This is a genomic window from Pseudoalteromonas xiamenensis, from assembly GCF_030994125.1.
GTDB lineage: Bacteria > Pseudomonadota > Gammaproteobacteria > Enterobacterales > Alteromonadaceae > Pseudoalteromonas > Pseudoalteromonas xiamenensis_B.
Genome location: NZ_CP099918.1, coordinates 710,701 through 731,710, shown reverse-complemented (window position 1 = coordinate 731,710; position 21,010 = coordinate 710,701). Strand labels below are relative to the sequence as shown.

Below are 21,010 nucleotides of genomic sequence, written 5' to 3'. Positions count from 1 at the left end.
TTATTGTCCGTTCCAAGATAAAAAGTTATTGAGTAGCTGTGTTCCAACTTTTGCACTTCGCTCAGGGTGAAATTGCATTCCCGCAAAATTATCTTTCGCCACAATTGCAGAAAAGGCACTGCCATATTCACCTTGAGCAATAGTCGCTGCATTGCATTCGTGAGCAAAGCTATGTACGAAGTAAACTTGGTTTTGCGGTTCAACATTTTTCATCAGCGCATGGTTTTGTATTTGCGCTAAATTATTCCAGCCCATGTGGGGGGTAGTAAGACCTTTTGTATCCAATAGCTTGATTTGACCTGGAATGATCCCTAAACAAGTTACATTGCCTTCTTCAGTAGACTCACAAAGTAATTGCATGCCAAGACAAATGCCGAGTAAGGGTTTTTGGTACTCTTTTATTGCTTCATTCCAACCTGTTTCTATTAAACGTTTCATTGCAACTTGGGCGTGTCCAACGCCAGGAAGTATGGCGCGGTCATAGAGGTCTAATTCTTCAGGACTTGAAATTACATCAGGATTTACTCCAAGACGGTTAAAAGCAAATCGTACAGAATTTATGTTGGCACAGCCCGTGTTGATTATGGCTATCATAAACACCCCTTGGAGCTTGCTGTCTGCTGAGATTTATCCGCCGCTATCGCCATTCTCAAGGCGCGTGAAAATGCCTTGAACAAACCTTCTACTTGGTGGTGGCAGTTGCCTTCGGACACTGACAATATCAACGATATTTCGGCATTGTCTGCTAATGATTTAAAGAAATGTTCGACCATTTGCACGTCTAAATCTCCCGCTTTTTCTCGTGAGAAATTAGCATTCAAAACAAAGGAAGCCCGACCAGACAAATCCAATTGGCACTCGGCTTTGCATTCATCCATTGGCAGAGAAAAGCCATAGCGTGCAATTTGCGCTTTCGTACCTAATGCTTCTTTGAGTGCTTTACCAAGTGCGATACCAACATCTTCCACAAGGTGGTGTTCGTCAATGTGCAAGTCACCGGATGCCTTTACGTCCAATAAAATGTTCGCGTGTGTTCTTATCTGATCAAGCATATGATCGAAAAAGCCAAGACCTGTTTCAACGGAGCCTGATTTCGTGCGGTCGAGGTTTACTTTGACAGCGATTTGAGTTTCTTTAGTGTTACGTGTGATTAAACTTTCTCTGTTTAATGTCGTCAACTGAGTAACTATTGCGGGCCAACTATTTTCAGTATAGAGAATTCCCTCAATACATAAGTTTTCAGCCAATTGAATGTCCGTTTGTCTGTCACCGATAACATAAGAACGAGCTAGGTCGACTTTACCAGACCGCATTAGGTCAGTGAGCAATGCGGTTTTCGGTTTTCTACAGTTACAATTATCTTCGCTAAAGTGGGGACATATTAATACTTCATCAAACTGGATACCTTGACTCTCAAAAATTTGCATCATCATATTGTGAGGGGCGTCAAACGTGTCTTTTGGAAAACTGGCTGTTCCAAGCCCATCTTGATTTGATACCATGACCAAACGGTAACCTGCTGTTTGTAAAGCTAGCAGGGCAGGGATGACATTTGGTAATAATGCCAGTTTTTCAAGTTTGTCGACTTGTTTATCTACAATTGGCTCTTCAATTAAGGTGCCGTCACGGTCGATAAAAAGATAAGGTGAGCCCATTACTTTGTTCCTTTTGCTGCGATGCTATCAAGCCACAATTTGACGTTATCTAATTCACTTTCACTGCCGATTGAAATGCGCAACCAATCGGATTCACCATAGAGTGTGAAAGGCCTCATGATCAATCCTGCCGTCTTTGCAGCTTCATATGCCGTGACATCAGCGAGTTTTAGCGTGACAAAATTTCCATGACCTTCAAGTACAGTTAAAATCGCGTTTGAGTTGTTTAACCATCCAACTAGTTTAGCTTTGGCACTGTTTAGGATGGTCACTTGTCGTTTCATTTGCGTGATTGAATCTGGCGATAAGACTCTCGCTGCTAGTGAGGCGACAACCGTCGACACTGGATAAGGCGCAATTACTTTTCGAATCGGTGCTAAGGTTTTTGCTTGAGCAAGTGTAAACCCAGTACGAAGCCCTGCCATCGCAAAGGCTTTAGAGAGTGTCCGCAATATAACTAGGTTACTGAAATCATTGATGAGTTGGCACGAAGTTAACGCATCCGAAAATTCAATATATGCTTCATCGACAACAACAATTGCCGTATCGGCGAGTGCGGTGGCTATTTCAGCAATTTTGGCTGGTAGAATCGTTCCGCCGGTTGGATTGTTAGGGTTGCAGATAAAAACAAGCTTGCTTTGTGCAGATCGAGCAGCGATTTCAGGAGCAGATAACGATTGTAAATCGGATTGAGACAATTCATTGATAGCAATGTTGTGCGTATCTGCAGTCACTTTATACATGCCGTAGGTCGGCGTAAAAATCGTGATGCTGTCTCGTTTGGGCTCGCAAAAAGTACGAACCAACAACTCAATCCCTTCATCGGCGCCACGCGTCATGAGTACTTGGTCGCATGCGAGTCCTGCGTAAGCTGCATAGGCGTTAATAACCGCTAAAGGCTGCGGATCTGGGTAGCGATTTAAATCATCAAAAGTCAATGTAAAAGACTGCGCATAAGGGCTTTCATTGGCATTCAACCATGTAGAACCAACTATCTTCTCGCTTTTGGCTGAGCTATACGCTTTTAAATTTTCAATGTTTTCTGGTAACGAAATAGCAGTCATGACTGTTGTACTCCAAGGCGAATAGTGACGGCGTTTGCATGAGCATCCAGCCCTTCAGCCTCAGCTAGAGGCAAAATTGCACGGCTTAATTTTTGCAACCCATTTTGAGTAATTTGTTGAACCGTGTAAGTGCGATAAAAGTCTAATAAGTTGAGGCTCGAATACACTTTACTGTAGCCATAGGTTGGTAATACGTGATTTGTACCAGAGGCATAATCACCAGCTGATTCAGGTGTAAAGTCTCCAACGAACACCGAACCTGCATTCTTAACTTGGTCTAGATACTCGTCCGCGCACCGTATTTGCAGTATTACGTGTTCTGGACCATATTCTGCGCTTATTGAAAACGCTTGCTCGAGTGATTCGGTTAAGATAAAACAGCTGTTCTCAAGCGCGGCTCTCGCGATGTTAGCCCTAGAGAGCGTTTTAAGTTGTTGTTCAATTTCTACTTTTGTCTCTTGGATCACCGATTTTGAGGTGCAAAGCAAAATGACCTGAGAATCTTCTCCATGCTCTGCTTGTGACAACAAATCTGCGGCAATAAAGGCTGGATTCGCACCATCATCCGCTATCACCAACACCTCTGAAGGACCCGCTGGCATATCAATCGCAAAACCTGGCAATTGTTGTGAAAGTAACTGTTTTGCCATTGTTACGTAGCTATTGCCTGGGCCAAAAACTTTATTAACCTTTGGGATAGTCTTTGTACCAAGCGCCATTGCCGCGATTGCACCGGCTCCACCAGCTTCAACAATGGTACTAATGCCGCAGAGTTTCGCCGCATAAAGAATTGCTGGATGAATTGAGTCATCGCCTTTTACTGGAGTGGCCAAGACTATTGTTTTTACGCCCGCTAGTTGCGCGCACACACCTTGCATTAATACGGAGCTTGGCAAAGGTGCGCTGCCGCCTGGGACATAAAGACCAACAGATTCAATCGCTTGAAATTTCAACATGCAGTCAACACCTGGCTGCGTCTGTACGTTGATATCTTTCGGTTTCTGACATTCGTGAAATGTCCTGATATTTTGATAAGCTCGCTCGATAGCCTCTTTTAACTCTGTACTCAGCGTTGACGCACTTTGCTCGATTTCAGATTGTGAAACCAATAGTCTTGGCGATTTACGATTATCAAAGTTCTTCGCCATTTCCAGGAGAGCCTCGTCGCCTTGATCTTTTACAGACTCTATAATCGATGTAGTAATGGCCATCACTTTCTCGCTTACTGCAATCGCAGGACGGCAAAGGGCTGATTTTTGCATCGATTCGCTAACCTCATTCCAAACGATCATGCATTTACTCCATCATTTTTTCGATTGGCATAACCAAGATCGAGCTCGCACCCAACGCTTTTAACTCTTCCATGGTTTCCCAAAAGAGCGTTTCACTGCTGACCATGTGAAGCGCAACAAGCTCATCGCTGCCGGCAAGTGCCAGTAATGTTGGTTGTCCAGTTCCAGGTAACAAAGCGCAGATTTCGTCCAACTTTGCTTTTGGTGCGTGTAACATAATGTATTTGCTTTCTTTAGCTTGGCGAACGCCTTTCAAACGCGGCAATAGTTTATTGATAAGTGCCGCTTTATCGGGGCAACTCATCGTCGGATTCTTAATAAGACAAGCGTTTGATTCGAGGATGGTATCACCTTGCATCAGGCCATTTGCCTCAAGCGTTGCACCAGTTGAAACCAAATCGCAAATTGCATCCGCGAGGCCTGCACGTGGAGCAACTTCTACCGAACCCGTCAGTACAACTACTTGTGCGTTGATGTTTTCCGCTTTTAGGTAGTTTTTTAAGATTTGAGGGTAGGTTGTTGCAATACGCTTATTCTGAAACCAAGACTTTGACTGAGGACCTAATTCTTGTGGCCATGCGAGTGCTAATCGACAATAACCGAAATCGAGTGAGCTTAGTTTCTCAACGTCTGCAGGTTGCCCACCTTTCAAACGCTCCGCTTGCGCTTCAACGAGTACGTTTTCGCCAACAATACCAAGATCACAAACACCATCCATAACAAGACCGGGTATATCGTCGTCCCGTACACGAAGAACGTCGATAGGCATGTTTGTTGAGTGTGCAATTAAACGTTCTTCGCGAAGATTCAGCTTTACGCCCAATTGCTTAAGGAGTGATTGGCAATCCTTTGAAAGACGGCCTGATTTTTGAATTGCTATTCTAAGTCGATTTGTAGAGCTCATTTTACTTTCCTATAGTCTAAAACTAAAAACCCCAAGGTGGACCTCGGGGCGAAAGTAATTCAGAGTGCTTGTGTCGCCGGAGGTCCCTTTTTAGGAATAACCTACCAGCGAAATACCTGACGGGTTATTCCGATGTGTGATGGCGATGATGGAAAACAGTTGTCAGGATATTTAACATTTTTTCGAACCTTGTTTTGTTTTGGTTGTTCGTTGAATACCTTTATAGATAAACATACCAAGTTTAACTTTGGCAAGTGAAATTTTTAGTAATTTAAGAATAAATTATAACTGCCGATAATATACTAAATAGGTATTAGTTTTTAATGTGCCTACCTCATGTTACTGTTTAATGCCTATGTTTGGAAATGAGCGGCATTTTTGGAGGAAAGTATGGATGCATTTATTCCCTATATGGGAAAAATAGTTCGATTAGATGTTCATCACCAACAAGCATTTAGTATTGCGGGTGTCGTTGGGAATCGGGTCGAAGCTATAAAAAAAGACGCGAAAAGATGCTATCTGAGTTAAAAAAGCAAGAAAAAGAATCAGAACTTCATCGTGAGAATGCGAAAGAAGAAGATGAAAATGATCATCTTGATGTATGGGTTTAGTGCGTTTTTTAAGGTCAATAATTACAGGATGTTACTTTAAAGAGAACGCACTTTCACCTTGAATGTGTATTTCGCACTCTATACAATTTGTGCAATTCACGTAATTCTAGGTTTGCCCCCATCAAGCAGTTATTCTCGGACAACGGGCCTATTGCTCGTCATTTTCAAGGTTACCAACCACGACAACCTCAAATTGATATGGCCGTTCATGTTGAGAGTGCCATTGCTGAACGTGCAACGTGTGTCGTGGAAGCAGAGACAGGCACGGGGAAAACCTTCGCTTACTTGGCTCCTGCGCTCAAAAGCAACAAAAAAATCATTATTTCAACAGGTTCTAAAGCATTACAAGAACAGTTGTTCCATCGTGATTTACCAGAGCTTGTTAAAGCGCTCAATGTAGGACGAAAAGTTGCATTGCTCAAAGGTCGAGCCAACTATTTGTGTTTATATCGCCTCAGTCAACATGTAAGTCACGTACCAACTGATGACCCAGATGTTATGCACCAACTTGCCATGGTGGCAAAATTTGCAACCGAGACCAACAACGGGGATTTAGCAGACTGTGTCGGCATTGAGGAAGACGCGAAAGTTTTGCCATACGTTAATTCCACCGCAGATAACTGTTTAGGTAAAGAGTGTCCGGATTTCCAAGAATGCTATATTCGAAAAGCTCGTTTACGTGCGATGGACGCAGACCTTGTCGTCATTAACCACCATCTCTTTTTTGCGGATATGGCCGTGAAAGACAGTGGTTTTGCAGAGCTTATGCCAACAGCGGATAGTTATATTTTTGATGAAGCTCACCAGCTACCTGAAATTGCGTGTGACTATTTCGGCGAATCGTTTAGTACTAAGCAATTACAAGAACTTATTACTGATATTCGCGTCGTTTATCGAGCTGATATTCCTGACATGCTTCAACTGGGAAAAACACTCAATAAATTAGAAACGGCGGTAGCAGATTTTCGTCTTGTGTTCCCACTTGAAGGTGCGAAAGGAGACTGGCGCAATGTACTGAAAGAAAAGTACATTTGTGATGCGATTCACCGTGTAATTTCTGATTTAGCCTTCTTGTATCAAGTGCTTAAAACCTGTTTAGACCGTAGTGATAAAATCGAACCGTTGTTTGAACGTACACTTTCCTTAAAAGGTAAGCTAGAGCGTGTATTTGATATTAACGAAACGGGCTACAGCTATTGGTATGAAGTTGGGCGTAGAGCGGTTCAAATTCATATTACGCCCCTGAATGTCGCGACTAAGTTTGCTGAATTAGTCGAAAAAACCCAAGCGGGATTTATATTCACGTCAGCAACGTTATCTGTGAATGGCGAATTGAACCATTTTTCGGATAGTTTAGGCCTCAAACCGAAATATCAACTTTTGCTTGAAAGCCCGTTTGATTACAAAACACAAGCGCTTCTCTGTCTACCGCGCTATTTGCCTGAAATTAATGATGATCTTATGCCCCATGCTATTGTAAAAATGGCAAAGGAAGTCATAGCTGCATCGAAAGGGCGTTGCTTTATGTTGTTCACGAGCTATCGAATGATGCATTTGGTATATGAAGGCTTAAGCGAGCGCATTCCTTACCCCGTTTTCATGCAAGGTCAATCATCAAAGCGTATTATTCTCGAACAATTTGTTCGTCATGGAAACGCGGTGTTACTCGGTACAGCCTCTTTTTGGGAGGGCGTAGACGTTCGTGGTGATGCGCTGAGTTGTGTCATTATCGATAAAATTCCTTTTACTTCGCCAGATGACCCGTTACTTCAAGCTAGAATGCAAGATTGTGAAAAGCAGGGTAAAGATCCATTTGCTTCTATCCAAATACCACAGGCAGTGATTGCTCTAAAGCAGGGGGTTGGTCGACTTATCCGAGACAGAAATGATACAGGCGTCCTTATCTTGTGCGATAATAGGTTGGTAACAAGACCTTACGGTCAAGTATTCTTAAAAAGTCTGCCAAACATGACTCGAACACGGGACATTACGGCTGCAATTAAATTTCTAGAGAACATCAATTAATATGAGTATGAACCTACTTGCACTCGATGCATCGACAGAGGCGCTTTCGGTCGCTTTACAGTTCAACGGCAATGTCTTTTCATTTTTTGAAATTTGCCCTCAACAACATAGCCAGAAAATTCTACCGACTGTAGATAGCCTTCTAAAAGAAGCAGGTTGCTCACTTAAGGACCTCGACGGTATTGTTTTTGGTCGAGGCCCAGGGAGTTTTACTGGTGTTCGAATTGGTGTTTCGATTGCGCAAGGTTTAGCGTTTGCGTCGAACTTAACGTTAGTGGGCGTGTCGACGTTACAAGCTATGGCTCAGCAAGCTATCGAGCAAAACAAGGTAACAGAGGTTATTGCTGGTATTGATGCCAGAATGGATGAAATTTATTTTTGTGAATATCGTAAGGACAAAAATGGAATCGCCATCGAAGCGTATGACGAAAGTGTGATACGTCCTGAGCTGATGAACACCCTGCAACAAAATTCGCTAGCAGTCGGTACTGCTTGGCAGACTTATCCAAATGTCTTAGATGACAAAAATGTCTCTATTTCTAAAACGATATTGTATCCAGACGCGCGCTTTATGTTGCCAATCGGGATAGCCGCATTTGAGCAAGGTCTAGCGGTAGCCCCGGCTGACGCACAACCGCATTATGTGCGTGACACGGTTACTTGGAAAAAGTTGCCAGGTCGAGAATAATATTTATACTAATATAAGGCGCTTAAGCGTTTTATTTTCATGAGAATTTAGATGCAACTTTCAGTCGTTTCTGGTCAACACACCTATCAGTTGAAACCACTGCCTAAAGTGGACAGGAAAGTTGCGTCACCTGATTCTCAGACTTCTCAATTAGATAGTTATGTCCGTTCAAATGAAAAAGCCATTGCGATGCTCGATAAAGGTGGTTTTGATGGTGAAAAGCAGGCTATCTATGACCAACCCAGTTTCAAAAATGGTGTCGCTATCTCTGCATATAAATCTATCGCCAATGAAGATAGAAGAAACGAGATTAAACAGCTAATAGGCGTCAGCGTTTACGCGTGATATGTAAAGCGCCGAAACAAAGAAAAGAAGAGTAACAAGAATGTGGCGACGCAATTGCGCCGCCCAACGTTTTTTACTGTTTAATATACCCGATCAACTTATCTGCGATAGCTGTGTTGTTTTGCGAACCAACAAAGTCCATCGCTGAATTGCCGTGAGCAAACACTTGAACGTCAACAGCGGTATGACCGCCTGTAGTCCAGCCAGTAAAACTAGCGGTATTAATGACATTCTTGATAGCTTTGTTTAGCGCTTTGTCGCTTTCTTTTTTAGCGGCTTCAAGAGCTGATAAGTCTTCTTTGCTCAGTGAAATGTCTGAATACGTCGTCCAAGTTTTCGCAATATCATCTGTTTTTAATAACGCTTCAGTGATAGTTACCGCTGAGCCTTTTACGCCACGTACAACATCCGTAAGCCATTTATATTCACCGTTTGCGCCGAGTGTTAAGCCCCCAGTCGAATGATCGGCTGTAATAACGAGTAGCGTATCTGGGTTATTATCTACATAGCGCTTAGCAACGGTGATGGCGTTAGCAAAATCATGCATCTCATGCATCGCACAAGCAACGTCGTTAGCGTGTCCACACCAATCAATCTGTGAGCCTTCAATCATAATGAAAAAGCCTTTCTCGTTTTGTTTGTCGAGTAGAGAAAGCGCTTTACTCGTCATTTTTTCAAGACGATTTGGATTGGCATCTATCGCTGAAGGAAACGCTACTTCCGCAAATAAACCTAATGCAGGTAATGAGTTAATGTCGTTTAGCTTATTAAAATCATCTGCATAGACGTAACCCGCTTCTTTGAACTCATTAACAATGTTGCGGTCTTGGCGGATAAAATACTTAGTACCACCGCCCAACATCAAGTCAACGGCCAACTTTCCATCAATTTTGATGTCGATGTAGTCATTCGCGATTTCATCATAATTACGACGACTTTCGTTATGTGCTGCAAAACTGGCAGGTGTTGCATGGTTGATTTGTGATGTTGCTACTAATGCTGTTGTTTTGCCCAAGTGTTTCGCAATTTCCAACATTGTTGTTAAATCATGTTTTTGCGTATCAACTGCAATTGCACCGTTGTAGCTTTTCGTGCCTGTTGCAAGCGCAGTAGCACCTGCTGCACTGTCCGTTACGTAAGTATGATCATCTGGATAGGTGTGCGCCATACCCTTTAGCATAGAATCAAAAACAGTAGGATCAACCACTTTCGTTTCAGGGTTGTCCATGTAATAACGGTACGCGGTCGTGTAAGCAGGGCCCATACCGTCACCGATCATGTAGATGATGTTTTTCGGTGCCGCGATTGTTACAAATGGCAGCAAAAGCGCTGTACATAAGGTTGTTTTAATTTTCATGATTAAATCCCAAAGAGTATCCCGTGTAGATGAAACTGTGCGATGATAAATAAAGAGCTCTTAGTTTACACTTATAATTATGAAAATAGAGACAAAGCGACAAATTTTTCCGTTTAAACAAGATGGTATTGCAGGCATCGAGTGGGGCAATCTTGAAGCAGGTGCTGAAACGATTTTGTTCCTTCACGGTTGGTTAGACAATCTAAATAGTTATTTCCCCTTATTAAGTTGTGAGCAATTTGACTCCAAGCTACGCTGTATCGCGATAGATTTCCCTGGGCACGGCCTTTCCGATTGGCGTTCGCACGATGCACAATATTACTTCGTGGACTATGTCGCGGATATCGTCAATTTTCTGGATAACAGAAATATTGAGCGTTGCCATTTTGTCGGACACTCGATGGGCGCATTAGTCGCAAACGTAGTTGCGAGTTGTTTTCCTCAGAAAGTCATTTCATTAAGTTTAATCGATGGCATGGGGATCCTTTTTTCAAATGAAAATACCGCTAAATCACAACTAACCCGTTCAATCGAACAGCGCCAAACGATAAAAAGAAGAAAGCCGAAACGGTTTAAGTCAAAAGAAGACATCATACAAGCACGTAAATTAGTGAGCGATTTGAGTGAATCACAAATCCGAATTTTAATGGAACGATCTATTACTGAGACGGATGGTGGATGGACGCTAACTTCTGATCCGAAGTTAAAAATTGCCTCGCCATTTCGCTATTCTAAGCAACAAGCCCTATCTTTATTAAGTGGTATAGTAGCCCCAACACTTGTTGTGTTTGGTTCTAAGGGGCTTAAAGACATGAAACAACAAGAAGAAGTGTTTAGGGCGTGCTACAAAACAATTAACACTGTGTTTATAGAAGGTGGACATCATTGCCATATGGAATCACCTAGCCTAACTTTTAAGCACATTTCGGCGCATATTAATGCAAATAACCGAAGTGAATTGTAACTTAGCCGTAAATGTGGGAATATCTCGCGATTAGAGTAAATGCTCGATTGTGTAACTGCCTTAGATAGATTAAGGTTTATTCAACATAAAAATAACGAGAACAGGAGCTAAGAGTGGAAAAAATCTGGCTAAAGCGCTACCCAGAAGGTATGCCTGAGACTATCGATCCAGAGCATTACAACTCGCTGCTTGAATTATTCGAAAAGAGTTTTGCAGAATTTGCTGATTTACCAGCTTATACCAACATGGATAAAACGCTTACATACCGTGAGCTAGACAAAGAAACTAAAGCGGTTGCAAGCTACGTTCAAAATGAATTAAAACTTGGCAAAGGCGATAAAGTCGCTGTGATGATGCCTAATTTGCTACAGACACCAGTCACTATTTTAGGTGTGTTACGTGCAGGATGTACGGTGGTAAACGTGAACCCGCTTTACACGGTTCGCGAACTAGAACATCAACTTAATGACTCAGAGTCTAAAGCCATTTTTATTCTCGCGAATTTTGCTGATACATTACAAAAGGCGCTACCTAAAACCGCGGTAAAGCATATCATTGTGACTCAAATTGGCGATATGTTGGGCGGAATTAAAAAGCACCTTGTTAACTTCGTCGTAAAACGAATCAAAAAAATGGTGCCGGACTATTCGCTTCCTACTGCCATTCCATTTGCTAGAGTAGTGAACTTCGATGGTTCGAAGTACAAAAAGCCTGAAGTAACATTAAAAGATTTAGCGTTTTTGCAGTACACAGGTGGTACAACGGGTGTCTCTAAGGGCGCGATGTTAACACACGGCAACATGGTCGCGAATTTAGAACAAGTATCAGGTTGTTTAGACAAAGTGCTTGATAACGGAAAGGAAATCGTCATTACAGCACTTCCGCTCTATCATATTTTCGCACTTACGGCGAACTGCTTAACCTTCATGAAGTATGGTGGTCACAACATTTTGATCACTAACCCACGTGATATGCCTGGTTTCGTGAAGGAACTACGGAAATATCCTTTCACGGCGATCACTGGGGTAAACACACTGTTCAATGGACTTTTAAACACCCCAGGATTTGCAGAGCTTGATTTCTCAACGTTGAAGATGTCGTTAGGCGGTGGTATGGCCGTACAGCGACCAGTTGCAGAAAAATGGCAGAACACAACTAAGACAAAATTGATGGAAGGTTACGGTCTGACAGAATGCGCGCCACTAGTAACAATCTGTCCTTACGACTTAGATGGTTACAACGGGTCAATTGGTCTACCCGCCCCAAGTACCGAACTTAAAATCGTGCTTGATAACGGTGAAGAAGCGCCAAAAGGCGAGTCGGGCGAACTTTGGGTTAAAGGGCCACAAGTGATGGCGGGATATTACAACCGTCCAGATGCTACGGCAGATTGTCTTCGTGATGGTTGGTTTGCAACAGGGGATATCGCGACTTACGACGATGAAGGGTTTTTCTACATCGTTGACCGTAAAAAAGACATGATCATTGTGTCTGGATTTAACGTGTTCCCAAATGAAATTGAAGAAGTCGTCGCGATGCATGATGGTGTGCTTGAAGTCGCTGCTGTTGGTGTGCCTCACGAAGTGAGCGGCGAGCAGGTTAAAGTATTTATAGTAAAAAAAGACCCATCGCTTACAGAAAAAGATATAATAAACCATTGTCGAGCGAACTTAACAAATTATAAGGTACCAAAATTTGTTGAGTTTAAGGATGAATTGCCAAAAACAAACGTTGGTAAAATTCTTCGAAGAGCTTTAAAAGAAAAAGCATAAAAGAGACCGGCGAAAGCCGGTTTCTTTTTGGTTTAATGAGGGACACCCAGTGCAGTATCAATTTATCAACTCTCAAACTGAGCTAGATAGTTTCGTCAGTCAAATTCGTTCTTCCGCTATTATTGCGATAGATACAGAATTTATGCGCCGTAAAACGCTATACCCAGAAATTGCGTTAATCCAAGTGTATGATGGAAACAGTTTGGGCGTAATTGATCCCCTTGCACCGTTAGAGTTCGATGGTTTATTTAGCATATTACAAGATACTTCGGTGATGAAAGTGATTCATTCACCATCTGAGGATATCGAAGTATTTCAAAAGTTTGCCGGTTTTGTCCCCGCACCGTTGTTTGATACACAATTCGCGCTGCTATTACTCGGTCACGGTAACTGTGTAGGCTTTGCAAATATGGTGAAATCGCTTCTAGACTTAGAAATTGATAAAAGTGAAAGCCGTACAAATTGGTTACAACGACCGCTGACTCAAGAACAGTTAGATTATGCAGCAAGCGATGTTTATTACTTGCTTCCTTGTTTTGAACTTCTCAAACCTCAAATTGATGCGCGAAATTGGAATGAAATTGTCGTTGAAGAGAGTGCGTTAGTAGCAAGAAAGCGCTCAGAACGTTTGCCTGATGACGAACTGTTTACTGATATAAAAAACGCTTGGCAACTGAAACCACGAGATTTAGCCGTTTTAAAAGTACTTTCTAAATGGCGTCAAAATAAGGCAGAGTTAAAAAATTTAGCGTTGAGTCATGTGCTTAAAGAACACAATATGGTTGAAATCGCCAAACGTCGACCGACAAGCACAACGTCGCTTCGTAATATTCCAGGCGTCGAACCGATGGAAGTAAATCGTTATGGTAAAGAAATCCTTGCATGTATAGAGCAGGGGAAACAAATCCCTGAATCTGAATGCCCAGAGCGTCTGAAGCGGTTGGTCGATTTTCCAGAATATAAAAAAGCGTTCAAACAAATTAAACACGTATTAGTCGAAGTCGCCCAGAAGCACGACATACCATTTGAAGTCCTTGCTTCTAAAAAGCAAATTAACCAAATCATCAGTTGGAAGTGGAAAAAAACAGATGAGTTGAAAGAGAGGTTGTTGCAGCCAGACCTTTTTCAAGCATGGAGAAAGGATTACATTGGCAGTAAATTAGACGAATGGAAAAGCTAATCTGTTTTATGTGAGAGAGGCTCTCATAGACTAAAATAAACTTCCAAGAACGAGGCCAAAGTGCCTCGTTTTACTACCAATAGTAATCGATAGTTAAATACCAAGCGGCAAAATTCCCTTCATTGATTTTCATATCACGGTCAAACCAAGCGTTTTGATTTAGATATTCTAAGTAAATCCAACCGTCACCATATTTGTATCGAACCCCGGGCGCATAGGCGATGGCCATCTTATCTACGCCTCCTACCGTATCTGATTTAGCTAAAGTTAAATCGATTAGAAACGTCCAGTTATCGTAATGATAGGTTAGTTCAGTGTTATAGCGTTGGTTTTTTATGGACTCGGGTAGGCCTGCGACAGAAGAATAAGCATCCGGAAGGTGGCGGACACCATTGATGTAACTTACTTTAAAATTAAACTTATCAAATGTGTAGTCGTAATAGAGCGTGTACGCGTAATGCTGGCCATCTTTTTCATCGCGCCCAGAGAGGGATTCTTGTAGTTTTCCCTTCTGCACTGAAAAACCAATTTTCTGAGACGACTGAAGAGGCCATTTTACGTCGCCAACCCACGTGTCCAGTTTATGGTAAGTTTTTCTACTGCCCCAATGACGATTGTCATCCGTACTATCAGTCGAGTCTTTTCGCCAATCGTCTCGTGGGTAAAAGGCTGCTGAAACATTGATGCTGTTATACTGACCGACATATTTTATACCGACATCCATTTGGTCGCCAAAAGCCGCTAGAAACATATCACCGGGCCAAAAGTTTCCTGTTTTCCAGCCAAACGGCAACTGACTTTTACCTAATATGAAAGTGTGCTGCTCATTTTTACTGTAACTTATCCAAGCCTTATGAAGAACATAATTGGAACCAGTTGTGTTGTTTTCAGTATCGCTGAATCCACCAGGGCCAATTCTAAATTCAGCTGAGTAGTTCCAAGGAGAGTGCGCTTCATGTTGTTTGTCTAGATAGATAACGAGTGCTTCGTCACCAAAATGAGTGTCGTGTGTTTGTTGGTTGACACTGTAGTTAAACCAAAAGCCGCCGGAAAAGGTTGTTTCACTATGACATGTAAATGACGCAAACGTGCAAAGTAGTAGACAGGAAAAGGACCATCGTAGGGTTAAGTACATGCCATTCATCAGCAATTCAATATTGTTCTGTTAATAACAATAGAATAGATTTCCATTTTTTGAAGGCTTGAATTTGTAAACAATGGGCAGAACAAAAGAAAAAGGCGCTGAATGCGCCTTTGATTATTTGTGTTTATCGTCGTCTGGCAACGTAATGTTTAGTTCTAAAACGGCTAAATCATCTTCTGTTTGCTCAAACTGAACGTTAATAGCATCGCTATCAACGTGGACGTACTTTCTGATGACCTCAAGAATGTCCATTTTTAGTTGAGGTAAGTAATCTGGTGTGCCTCTTTTCGAACGCTCGTGTGCAACGATAATTTGCAAACGTTCTTTTGCTAAAGAAGCCGTGTTTTTCTTTTGTGATCGAAAGTAATCTAATAACGACACATTACCCTCCAAAAATCCGTTTCAATAGGCCTTTTTTCTCAACTGACAAAAATCTAAAATCGATTTGTTCGCCAACTAAGCGACTCACTGTGTCTAGGTATGCTTGGCCAGCATCCGATTCGCTATCGAGAATCACCGGCTGCCCTGAGTTCGAGGCATTCAAAACGGCTTTTGATTCTGGAATAACACCAAGCAGGTCGATTGCCAAAATTTCTTGAACGTCATCTACCGAAAGCATCTCGCCACGTTCTACGCGCTCAGGGTTGTAACGTGTTAAAAGTAAATGTTCTTTTACAGGCTCTAACCCTTCTTCCGCACGTTTTGACTTACTTTGCAAAATACCAAGAATTCGGTCTGAGTCGCGTACAGAAGAAACTTCAGGGTTCGTGGTTACCACTGCTTCGTCCGCAAAGTACAGTGCCATAAGTGCACCAGCCTCAATACCCGCAGGTGAATCACATACAATGAAATCAAATTCTTGTTTTAGTTCATTCAGTACGCGCTCTACACCTTCTTTTGTTAAGGCATCTTTGTCACGCGTTTGTGAAGCTGGCAAAATAAAAAGTTTGTCTACGCGTTTATCTTTAATAAGCGCTTGTTTTAGATTTGCTTCACCGTTAATCACATTAACGAAGTCATAGACAACGCGGCGTTCGCAGCCCATGATTAAGTCAAGATTACGAAGGCCAATATCAAAATCAACGATTGCTGTTTTGTATCCTTTTAACGCAAGACCTGTACCAATGGCCGCGCTTGATGTTGTTTTACCAACACCACCTTTACCTGAAGTAACGACAATTATTTTTGCCATATGATTTATCCTTTGACCAAAGCTTGAATTTCTAAAGATTCATTTTTCTGTTGTATTTGTGCAGGCTTGCCCCAAAACTCACCCTGTAACGAGTCACTTATCCAGTAACTGCCATTGATTGAGACTAATTCTGCCTCAAGTTTTTGACAGAAAATACTGGCTTGTTCGTTACCTTTTGCGCCAGCAATCGCTCTACCACGTAGTGCGCCATAAATGTGTACGTTGCCATCTGCAATGACTTCTGCTCCATGACTTACCGCTCCAAGGACGATTAAATCACGGTCTTTAGCATACACTTGCTGACCTGAACGAACGGTTCCATTTATGATTTGGGCAGGGAGGTAAACGGTTTTTTCTACTACTTCTTGAGCCTGAGTTGTTTGTACAACAGGTTTAGAATCTTGTGAATAATTTAACACTGATAACCCAATTTCTTTAGCGTGGGCGTGTTGGATATCGCTTCCATTGCATACACCAACTGGGTTTAACTTTAAGTTGATGAGTGTTTGGCGGAGCGCCTTAAGATCAATGTCGATTTCTTGTAGATGCGAAAGATTTACAACAATTGGCGCACCTTGAAAAAATTTAGGTGCCTGAGAAATTTTGTTGTCTAATTCATTAGCGAGCTGTTCTGGGTCAAACTTATAAAGATGTAACACAGACAGCGTGAAAAGGTTTCCTTTTAACTCAAAAATTTGTTCTGACATAAGCGCTCAATTACCTTTGCGACTCTTATTCTTGTGTAGTTAAATCTGTATTAGGTACATCTAGCTGAGCCGCAAAACTTTCCAAATACAAGTTGAGTCATGGTATAGTGATGCGCATCGTTAAGCAAGAATTTATGGGCGTTAGAATGCTTTCAGCAGTATACAAGAGCAGTAAAAAGGCAGATACCTATCTGTTTGTCGAAAAACGTGACGATTTTACAAAAGTACCAGAGCCACTTATGGTCACTTTTGGACGTCCTATCTTTGTGATGTTGATTAATCTTGCAACAAAAGAGAAATTGGGTGTCGCAGACATTAATTCTGTGAAGGCCTCTTTAGAAGAAAAAGGTTTTTATCTTCAGATCCCACCACCAGAGCAGAATTTACTTGATGAACACAAAAAACAAAACGGAGTAGTTAGTGATTAAAAAAATTAGTGCGTTACTTGTTTCCATAGCACTGTCCGGCAATGTTTTTGCAAAAACGGAAGAAGAGTTTTCTCAATATGTTGAGCAGCTTAAAGTTGAAGCGACAGAAAAAGGCTATTCACAATCGTTAATTGATACCGCGTTTGCGACCGTAAAATTTAAGAAAAAGGTTATCGCTCAAGACAAGAGCCAACCCGAAGTCGTTGAAACGTTGGAAACGTACTTGCCAAAGCGCGTACCTCAGTGGAAAGTTGACAAAGCTCGCGAACTTTACAAAGAAAACAAGACTCTGCTTGAGAAAATAGCGAAAGAATATGGCGTTCAAGCGCGCTTTATCGTGGCACTTTGGGGGCTTGAAAGTAATTTTGGTCGAGTTCAAGGCAGCTACCCTGTTATCAGTGCATTGGTCACATTGGCATTTGATGGGCGCCGTGAAGAAATGTACAAACGGCAATTGTGGGCGGCGTTGGATATCTTGAAAGATGGACATATCGACATTGAACATTTCAAGGGGTCGTGGGCTGGAGCAATGGGCCAAACCCAATTTATGCCAACGTCGTTTAACTCCTTTGCTGTGGATTACAATAAAGACGGCCGCAAAGACATCTGGACAACAAGAGAGGACGCATTTGCCTCAATTGCAAACTACCTAAGTCAAGTGGGTTGGAATAAAGATTTGACGTGGGGCCGTCAGGTTAAACTGCCTGATAGTTACCAAAAGGAGTGGATTGTTCGTCGAGGTACGAAATCGCGTAAAGAGTGGTTAGAAGCATGGAGCAGTTCTGAGCGCTCTCTTCAGGAGTGGCAGCAGCTAGGCGTTAAACGTGCAGATGGGAGCGATTTGCCTAAGGTTGATTTAAAAGCTGCTTTGGTCATGCCCGACGATGAAAAAGGGCGTATGTACCTCGCTTATGATAACTACAAAGCGCTCATGCATTGGAATCGATCCTATTACTTTGCAACGAGTGTCGGTTATTTGTCGGACCGAATTGGCTACCCGAAGATCTAATTTAAATATAAAAAAGGCAGCGTCCAACTCGCTGCCTTTTTTGGTTGGGCTAATGCAAATGTGAAAATGGAAGATTCGCTACGATTTTCTTAGCAGCTTGTCTTTTAAATCGATGACTTTGCTAACGGAAGCACCGAGCTTCATCAACGATTGAAGTTGTTCAGGAGAAAGTCTTTGTAACTCGGCCGACCATTTAGTTACGGTTTCGAGCAAATCGTGGATAGTTTGCATTTGTCGTTGTGCATAACGCTCTTCCTCCGATTTTGCTTCGTCTAAAATTTGATCGCGTAGCAAACTAAGCGTGGGGTCAATTTCTCGTTTTCTACGCTCTTCAAAAACTTTATTAGCTAAATCCCAGATACTGCCGTTTGGTGCGTAATATTCTTTTCTGTCTCCGGGTATATGATGTACTCGAACCAATTGCCACGACTGCAGTTCTTTGATCCCCATACTGACGTTACCACGAGAAATTTTTAGTGCGTCTGCTATTTCATTCGCTGTTAATGGTTTCTCGTTTATGACCAGCAATCCGACCATTTGTCCAATGGTACGATTGAAGCCCCAACGGCTACCCATTTCCCCGCAGTGGAGGACAAAATTCTCTATTTTAGGTGTCAACATCATTTTGGGTTTTAAAGTTTCAATAAAAACTGAAATTAATATATGGGTTGGGGGGGGAACTTCAACCTTTATTTCTGTCCTTTCTTTGATGTAGATAAAGTTTTTGCTCGATTTCGCATTGAGATAAATGCAATAGTCCTTGTTCACTGCTTTACCAGAGCAAATTGACCTGTCAGAATGCGCTTCTTTTTTGACGGCAAAAAACGAAATAGGGAATCCGATGTTTAAACCTCTCCTCGTTGCAGCAACCATCGCTAGTGTACTTGCGGGTTGTAAGAGTACGACGCAGACAACTCAACCTGTTGTAGAACAAAAAGTAGAAAAAATAACGACAGTATCGTCTCAAGAAACAAAGAAGTTTAATGACCTTCTTGACCGTTTTTTTGTTGAATCAATCGCTCTAACTCCGATCAGTGGTACGTATTTGGGTGAAAGAAGTTATAACGATAAGTTCGATTTACCACTGCCTTTGAGCAAAGAGAAGTTCGATGCACTCTATGATAAGTACGACGCGTTACTTAAAGGTATAGACCGCACTACGCTCGATCTACAAGCGCAAATAAGTTATGACATTATTTTTCGTGACTTTGAATTAAGAAAACAAGGCAAGCAATTTGGTGATGAGTACCTGCCTATCAATCAAATGGATGGCTTACACAATGAATTCGCTGCTTTCGGTTCGGGAGAAAGTGCACAACCATTCGAAACGGTCGAAGACTATGAGGCATTTTTAGCTCGCGCAAAAGGATTCCAACCTTGGTTAGATAGCGTAAAAACAGCGATGACTACGGGGTTGTCGCAAGGTGTTACGTTACCTAAAGTTATCGCAGAAAAACTGGTACCTCAATTTGCAGCACACGTTGTGTACAACGCGGAGGATTCCTTATTTTGGGGTCCTATCAAGCATATGCCAGAATCATTTAGTAAAGAGGACAAGAAGCGCCTAGTAGAAGCTTATCAAACGTTGATTATGGAAAATATAGTTCCTGCCTATCGAGATATGGCGGAATTTTTAGAGGAAGTTTATATACCTCATTGCCGTACAAGTGTTGGATACAGCAGTTTACCAAATGGCCAAAAATGGTATCAGTACGAGATTGAACATCACACGACATTGAGCTTAACGGCAGAAGAAATTCATGAAATTGGATTGAAAGAAGTAAGCCGTATTTTGAGCGAAATGAAAAAAGTAAAAGAAACAGTGAAGTTTAACGGTGATTTGCCCGCATTCTTTAATCATTTACGTGAGAGTGACGAGTTCTATTTTAGTTCACCAGAAGAACTTATTACGGCTTACGATGACGTGAAGAAAAAAATAGATTCTCGCATTTCATTGCTGTTCAACATCGCACCCAAAGCGGATTACGAGGTTAAGCCAGTTGAAGCGTTCAGAGCTGAATCTGCGCCAGGCGCTTCATATCAAGGTCCGTCAGCTGATGGTACTAAACCTGGTGTATTTTACATCAACACGTTTAATCTAAAAGCGCAGCCAAAGTTTATCGTCGAAACCTTGTCTATTCATGAAGCAGCGCCAGGACATCATTTCCAAATTGCGTTGCAACAGGAAATCGACAATTTACCGATGTTTAGAAAGTTTAGTGGTTATACCGCGTTTGCAGAAGGTTGGGCGCTTTATGCTGAAAGTCTTGGCAAAGAACTTGGATTGTTTACGGATCCATATCAGTGGTATGGCCGTTTAGTCGACGAACAGCTCCGTGCGATGCGCTTAGTGGTTGATACCGGTTTACACGCGAAAGGATGGACACGTGAGCAAGCAATCGAGTTTATGTTAACAAATTCCTCAATGGCGAAAACCGATGTTGTCGCAGAAGTTGAACGTTATATCGCTTGGCCTGGACAAGCCCTATCCTATAAGCTAGGTCAGTTTAAAATTCGTGAGTTACGTGATTATGCGGCAAACGAATTGGGCGATAAGTTTGACGTTAAGGAATTTCACACTCAAATTTTAATTGACGGTTCAATGCCAATGAACATCTTAGAAGCTAAGATAAAGCGTTGGGTTGCAGCACAAAAATCGTGATAAAAGCGGGG

At 42.0% G+C, this 21,010-nt stretch carries 20 protein-coding genes; 9 read left to right on the top strand and 11 right to left on the bottom strand.

Annotated elements, in window-relative coordinates; translation table 11 throughout:
* The 5 genes from hisH to hisG are packed head-to-tail and all read right to left on the bottom strand — an operon-like array spanning position 1 to position 4,915.
* Positions 1-594: an imidazole glycerol phosphate synthase subunit HisH gene (gene hisH / locus NI389_RS20245; RefSeq protein ID WP_308363326.1), complete on the bottom strand. Its 594-nt coding sequence runs from the start codon at positions 592-594 to the stop codon at positions 1-3.
* Complete coding sequence (gene hisB / locus NI389_RS20240; RefSeq protein ID WP_308363323.1) at positions 591-1,655, bottom strand: bifunctional histidinol-phosphatase/imidazoleglycerol-phosphate dehydratase HisB; 1,065 nt, start codon at positions 1,653-1,655, stop codon at positions 591-593. The genes hisH and hisB overlap by 4 nt, the downstream gene beginning before the upstream one ends.
* On the bottom strand, positions 1,655-2,719 hold the full coding sequence (hisC, locus tag NI389_RS20235) for a histidinol-phosphate transaminase (RefSeq protein ID WP_308363321.1): 1,065 nt from the start codon (positions 2,717-2,719) through the stop codon (positions 1,655-1,657). The genes hisB and hisC overlap by 1 nt, the downstream gene beginning before the upstream one ends.
* On the bottom strand, positions 2,716-4,011 hold the full coding sequence (gene hisD / locus NI389_RS20230) for a histidinol dehydrogenase (RefSeq protein WP_308363319.1): 1,296 nt from the start codon (positions 4,009-4,011) through the stop codon (positions 2,716-2,718). Before hisD ends, hisC begins: the two co-directional genes overlap by 4 nt.
* Positions 4,012-4,015: 4 nt before the next feature.
* Entirely contained in the window at positions 4,016-4,915 is a 900-nt protein-coding gene (gene hisG, locus NI389_RS20225; RefSeq protein ID WP_308363318.1) for an ATP phosphoribosyltransferase, read from the bottom strand.
* A gap of 809 nt (positions 4,916-5,724) precedes the next feature.
* On the opposite strand from hisG, the gene NI389_RS20220 reads away from it, so the two are divergent.
* From NI389_RS20220 to NI389_RS20210, 3 genes are read left to right on the top strand one after another with little or no spacing between them, the layout of a single operon-like run.
* Positions 5,725-7,551 carry an ATP-dependent DNA helicase gene (locus tag NI389_RS20220; RefSeq protein WP_308363317.1) on the top strand — a complete coding sequence of 609 codons (1,827 nt, stop codon included), beginning with the start codon at positions 5,725-5,727 and terminating at the stop codon, positions 7,549-7,551.
* Position 7,552: 1 nt separating this feature from the next.
* Positions 7,553-8,239 (top strand): tRNA (adenosine(37)-N6)-threonylcarbamoyltransferase complex dimerization subunit type 1 TsaB, encoded by a 687-nt coding sequence (tsaB, locus tag NI389_RS20215; protein ID WP_308363316.1) that lies wholly within the window; start codon positions 7,553-7,555, stop codon positions 8,237-8,239.
* Positions 8,240-8,290: 51 nt separating this feature from the next.
* Positions 8,291-8,584, top strand: coding sequence for a hypothetical protein (locus NI389_RS20210; RefSeq protein WP_308363315.1), 294 nt, complete (start codon positions 8,291-8,293; stop codon positions 8,582-8,584).
* A 73-nt stretch (positions 8,585-8,657) separates the two neighbouring features.
* Here the strand turns inward: NI389_RS20210 and NI389_RS20205 are convergent, their stop codons facing one another.
* Entirely contained in the window at positions 8,658-9,941 is a 1,284-nt protein-coding gene (locus NI389_RS20205) for an alkaline phosphatase (RefSeq protein WP_308363313.1), read from the bottom strand.
* Positions 9,942-10,020: 79 nt separating this feature from the next.
* Here NI389_RS20205 and NI389_RS20200 point away from each other — a divergent pair, with 79 nt between their 5' ends.
* From NI389_RS20200 to rnd, 3 genes are all read left to right on the top strand, one after another.
* Complete coding sequence (locus NI389_RS20200) at positions 10,021-10,905, top strand: alpha/beta fold hydrolase (protein ID WP_308363312.1); 885 nt, start codon at positions 10,021-10,023, stop codon at positions 10,903-10,905.
* Positions 10,906-11,018: 113 nt separating this feature from the next.
* The gene (gene fadD / locus NI389_RS20195; protein WP_308363310.1) at positions 11,019-12,677 is read left to right on the top strand and encodes a long-chain-fatty-acid--CoA ligase FadD; all 1,659 of its coding nucleotides are present in this window, start codon (positions 11,019-11,021) and stop codon (positions 12,675-12,677) included.
* Positions 12,678-12,726: 49 nt separating this feature from the next.
* Entirely contained in the window at positions 12,727-13,857 is a 1,131-nt protein-coding gene (gene rnd / locus NI389_RS20190) for a ribonuclease D (protein ID WP_308363309.1), read from the top strand.
* Positions 13,858-13,930: 73 nt separating this feature from the next.
* On the opposite strand, the gene NI389_RS20185 is transcribed toward rnd, so the two are convergent.
* The 4 genes from NI389_RS20185 to minC form a co-directional block, all read right to left on the bottom strand.
* A complete protein-coding gene (locus NI389_RS20185; RefSeq protein WP_308363308.1) occupies positions 13,931-15,001 on the bottom strand; it encodes a hypothetical protein in 1,071 nt (356 codons plus the stop codon).
* Between the two features lie 114 nt (positions 15,002-15,115).
* Positions 15,116-15,382, bottom strand: a complete 267-nt coding sequence (gene minE / locus NI389_RS20180) for a cell division topological specificity factor MinE (RefSeq protein ID WP_208844776.1) — start codon at positions 15,380-15,382, stop codon at positions 15,116-15,118.
* Position 15,383: 1 nt separating this feature from the next.
* Positions 15,384-16,193 carry a septum site-determining protein MinD gene (minD, locus tag NI389_RS20175; RefSeq protein WP_208844777.1) on the bottom strand — a complete coding sequence of 270 codons (810 nt, stop codon included), beginning with the start codon at positions 16,191-16,193 and terminating at the stop codon, positions 15,384-15,386.
* A gap of 5 nt (positions 16,194-16,198) precedes the next feature.
* Positions 16,199-16,900 (bottom strand): septum site-determining protein MinC, encoded by a 702-nt coding sequence (minC, locus tag NI389_RS20170; RefSeq protein ID WP_308363306.1) that lies wholly within the window; start codon positions 16,898-16,900, stop codon positions 16,199-16,201.
* A 146-nt stretch (positions 16,901-17,046) separates the two neighbouring features.
* On the opposite strand from minC, the gene NI389_RS20165 reads away from it, so the two are divergent.
* Together NI389_RS20165 and NI389_RS20160 are read left to right on the top strand one after the other, a co-directional pair.
* Entirely contained in the window at positions 17,047-17,328 is a 282-nt protein-coding gene (locus NI389_RS20165; protein ID WP_208845410.1) for a YcgL domain-containing protein, read from the top strand.
* On the top strand, positions 17,321-18,337 hold the full coding sequence (locus tag NI389_RS20160; RefSeq protein ID WP_308363305.1) for a lytic murein transglycosylase: 1,017 nt from the start codon (positions 17,321-17,323) through the stop codon (positions 18,335-18,337). Before NI389_RS20165 ends, NI389_RS20160 begins: the two co-directional genes overlap by 8 nt.
* A 78-nt stretch (positions 18,338-18,415) precedes the next feature.
* On the opposite strand, the gene NI389_RS20155 is transcribed toward NI389_RS20160, so the two are convergent.
* Positions 18,416-18,961 carry a GbsR/MarR family transcriptional regulator gene (locus NI389_RS20155; protein ID WP_208844780.1) on the bottom strand — a complete coding sequence of 182 codons (546 nt, stop codon included), beginning with the start codon at positions 18,959-18,961 and terminating at the stop codon, positions 18,416-18,418.
* 217 nt (positions 18,962-19,178) lie between these two features.
* Between NI389_RS20155 and NI389_RS20150 the strand changes: the two genes are divergently transcribed.
* Positions 19,179-20,999 (top strand): DUF885 domain-containing protein, encoded by a 1,821-nt coding sequence (locus tag NI389_RS20150; protein WP_308363304.1) that lies wholly within the window; start codon positions 19,179-19,181, stop codon positions 20,997-20,999.
* The last annotated feature ends 11 nt before the right edge of the window (positions 21,000-21,010 follow it).

Coding starts and splice junctions, on each gene's coding strand:
- hisH (WP_308363326.1), bottom strand. CDS start 594: ATGATAGCCATAATCAACACGGGCTGTGCCAACATAAATTCTGTACGA.
- hisB (WP_308363323.1), bottom strand. CDS start 1,655: ATGGGCTCACCTTATCTTTTTATCGACCGTGACGGCACCTTAATTGAA.
- hisC (WP_308363321.1), bottom strand. CDS start 2,719: ATGACTGCTATTTCGTTACCAGAAAACATTGAAAATTTAAAAGCGTAT.
- hisD (WP_308363319.1), bottom strand. CDS start 4,011: ATGATCGTTTGGAATGAGGTTAGCGAATCGATGCAAAAATCAGCCCTT.
- hisG (WP_308363318.1), bottom strand. CDS start 4,915: ATGAGCTCTACAAATCGACTTAGAATAGCAATTCAAAAATCAGGCCGT.
- NI389_RS20220 (WP_308363317.1), top strand. CDS start 5,725: ATGGCCGTTCATGTTGAGAGTGCCATTGCTGAACGTGCAACGTGTGTC.
- tsaB (WP_308363316.1), top strand. CDS start 7,553: ATGAGTATGAACCTACTTGCACTCGATGCATCGACAGAGGCGCTTTCG.
- NI389_RS20210 (WP_308363315.1), top strand. CDS start 8,291: ATGCAACTTTCAGTCGTTTCTGGTCAACACACCTATCAGTTGAAACCA.
- NI389_RS20205 (WP_308363313.1), bottom strand. CDS start 9,941: ATGAAAATTAAAACAACCTTATGTACAGCGCTTTTGCTGCCATTTGTA.
- NI389_RS20200 (WP_308363312.1), top strand. CDS start 10,021: ATGAAAATAGAGACAAAGCGACAAATTTTTCCGTTTAAACAAGATGGT.
- NI389_RS20185 (WP_308363308.1), bottom strand. CDS start 15,001: ATGAATGGCATGTACTTAACCCTACGATGGTCCTTTTCCTGTCTACTA.
- minD (WP_208844777.1), bottom strand. CDS start 16,193: ATGGCAAAAATAATTGTCGTTACTTCAGGTAAAGGTGGTGTTGGTAAA.
- minC (WP_308363306.1), bottom strand. CDS start 16,900: ATGTCAGAACAAATTTTTGAGTTAAAAGGAAACCTTTTCACGCTGTCT.
- NI389_RS20165 (WP_208845410.1), top strand. CDS start 17,047: ATGCTTTCAGCAGTATACAAGAGCAGTAAAAAGGCAGATACCTATCTG.
- NI389_RS20155 (WP_208844780.1), bottom strand. CDS start 18,961: ATGATGTTGACACCTAAAATAGAGAATTTTGTCCTCCACTGCGGGGAA.
- NI389_RS20150 (WP_308363304.1), top strand. CDS start 19,179: ATGTTTAAACCTCTCCTCGTTGCAGCAACCATCGCTAGTGTACTTGCG.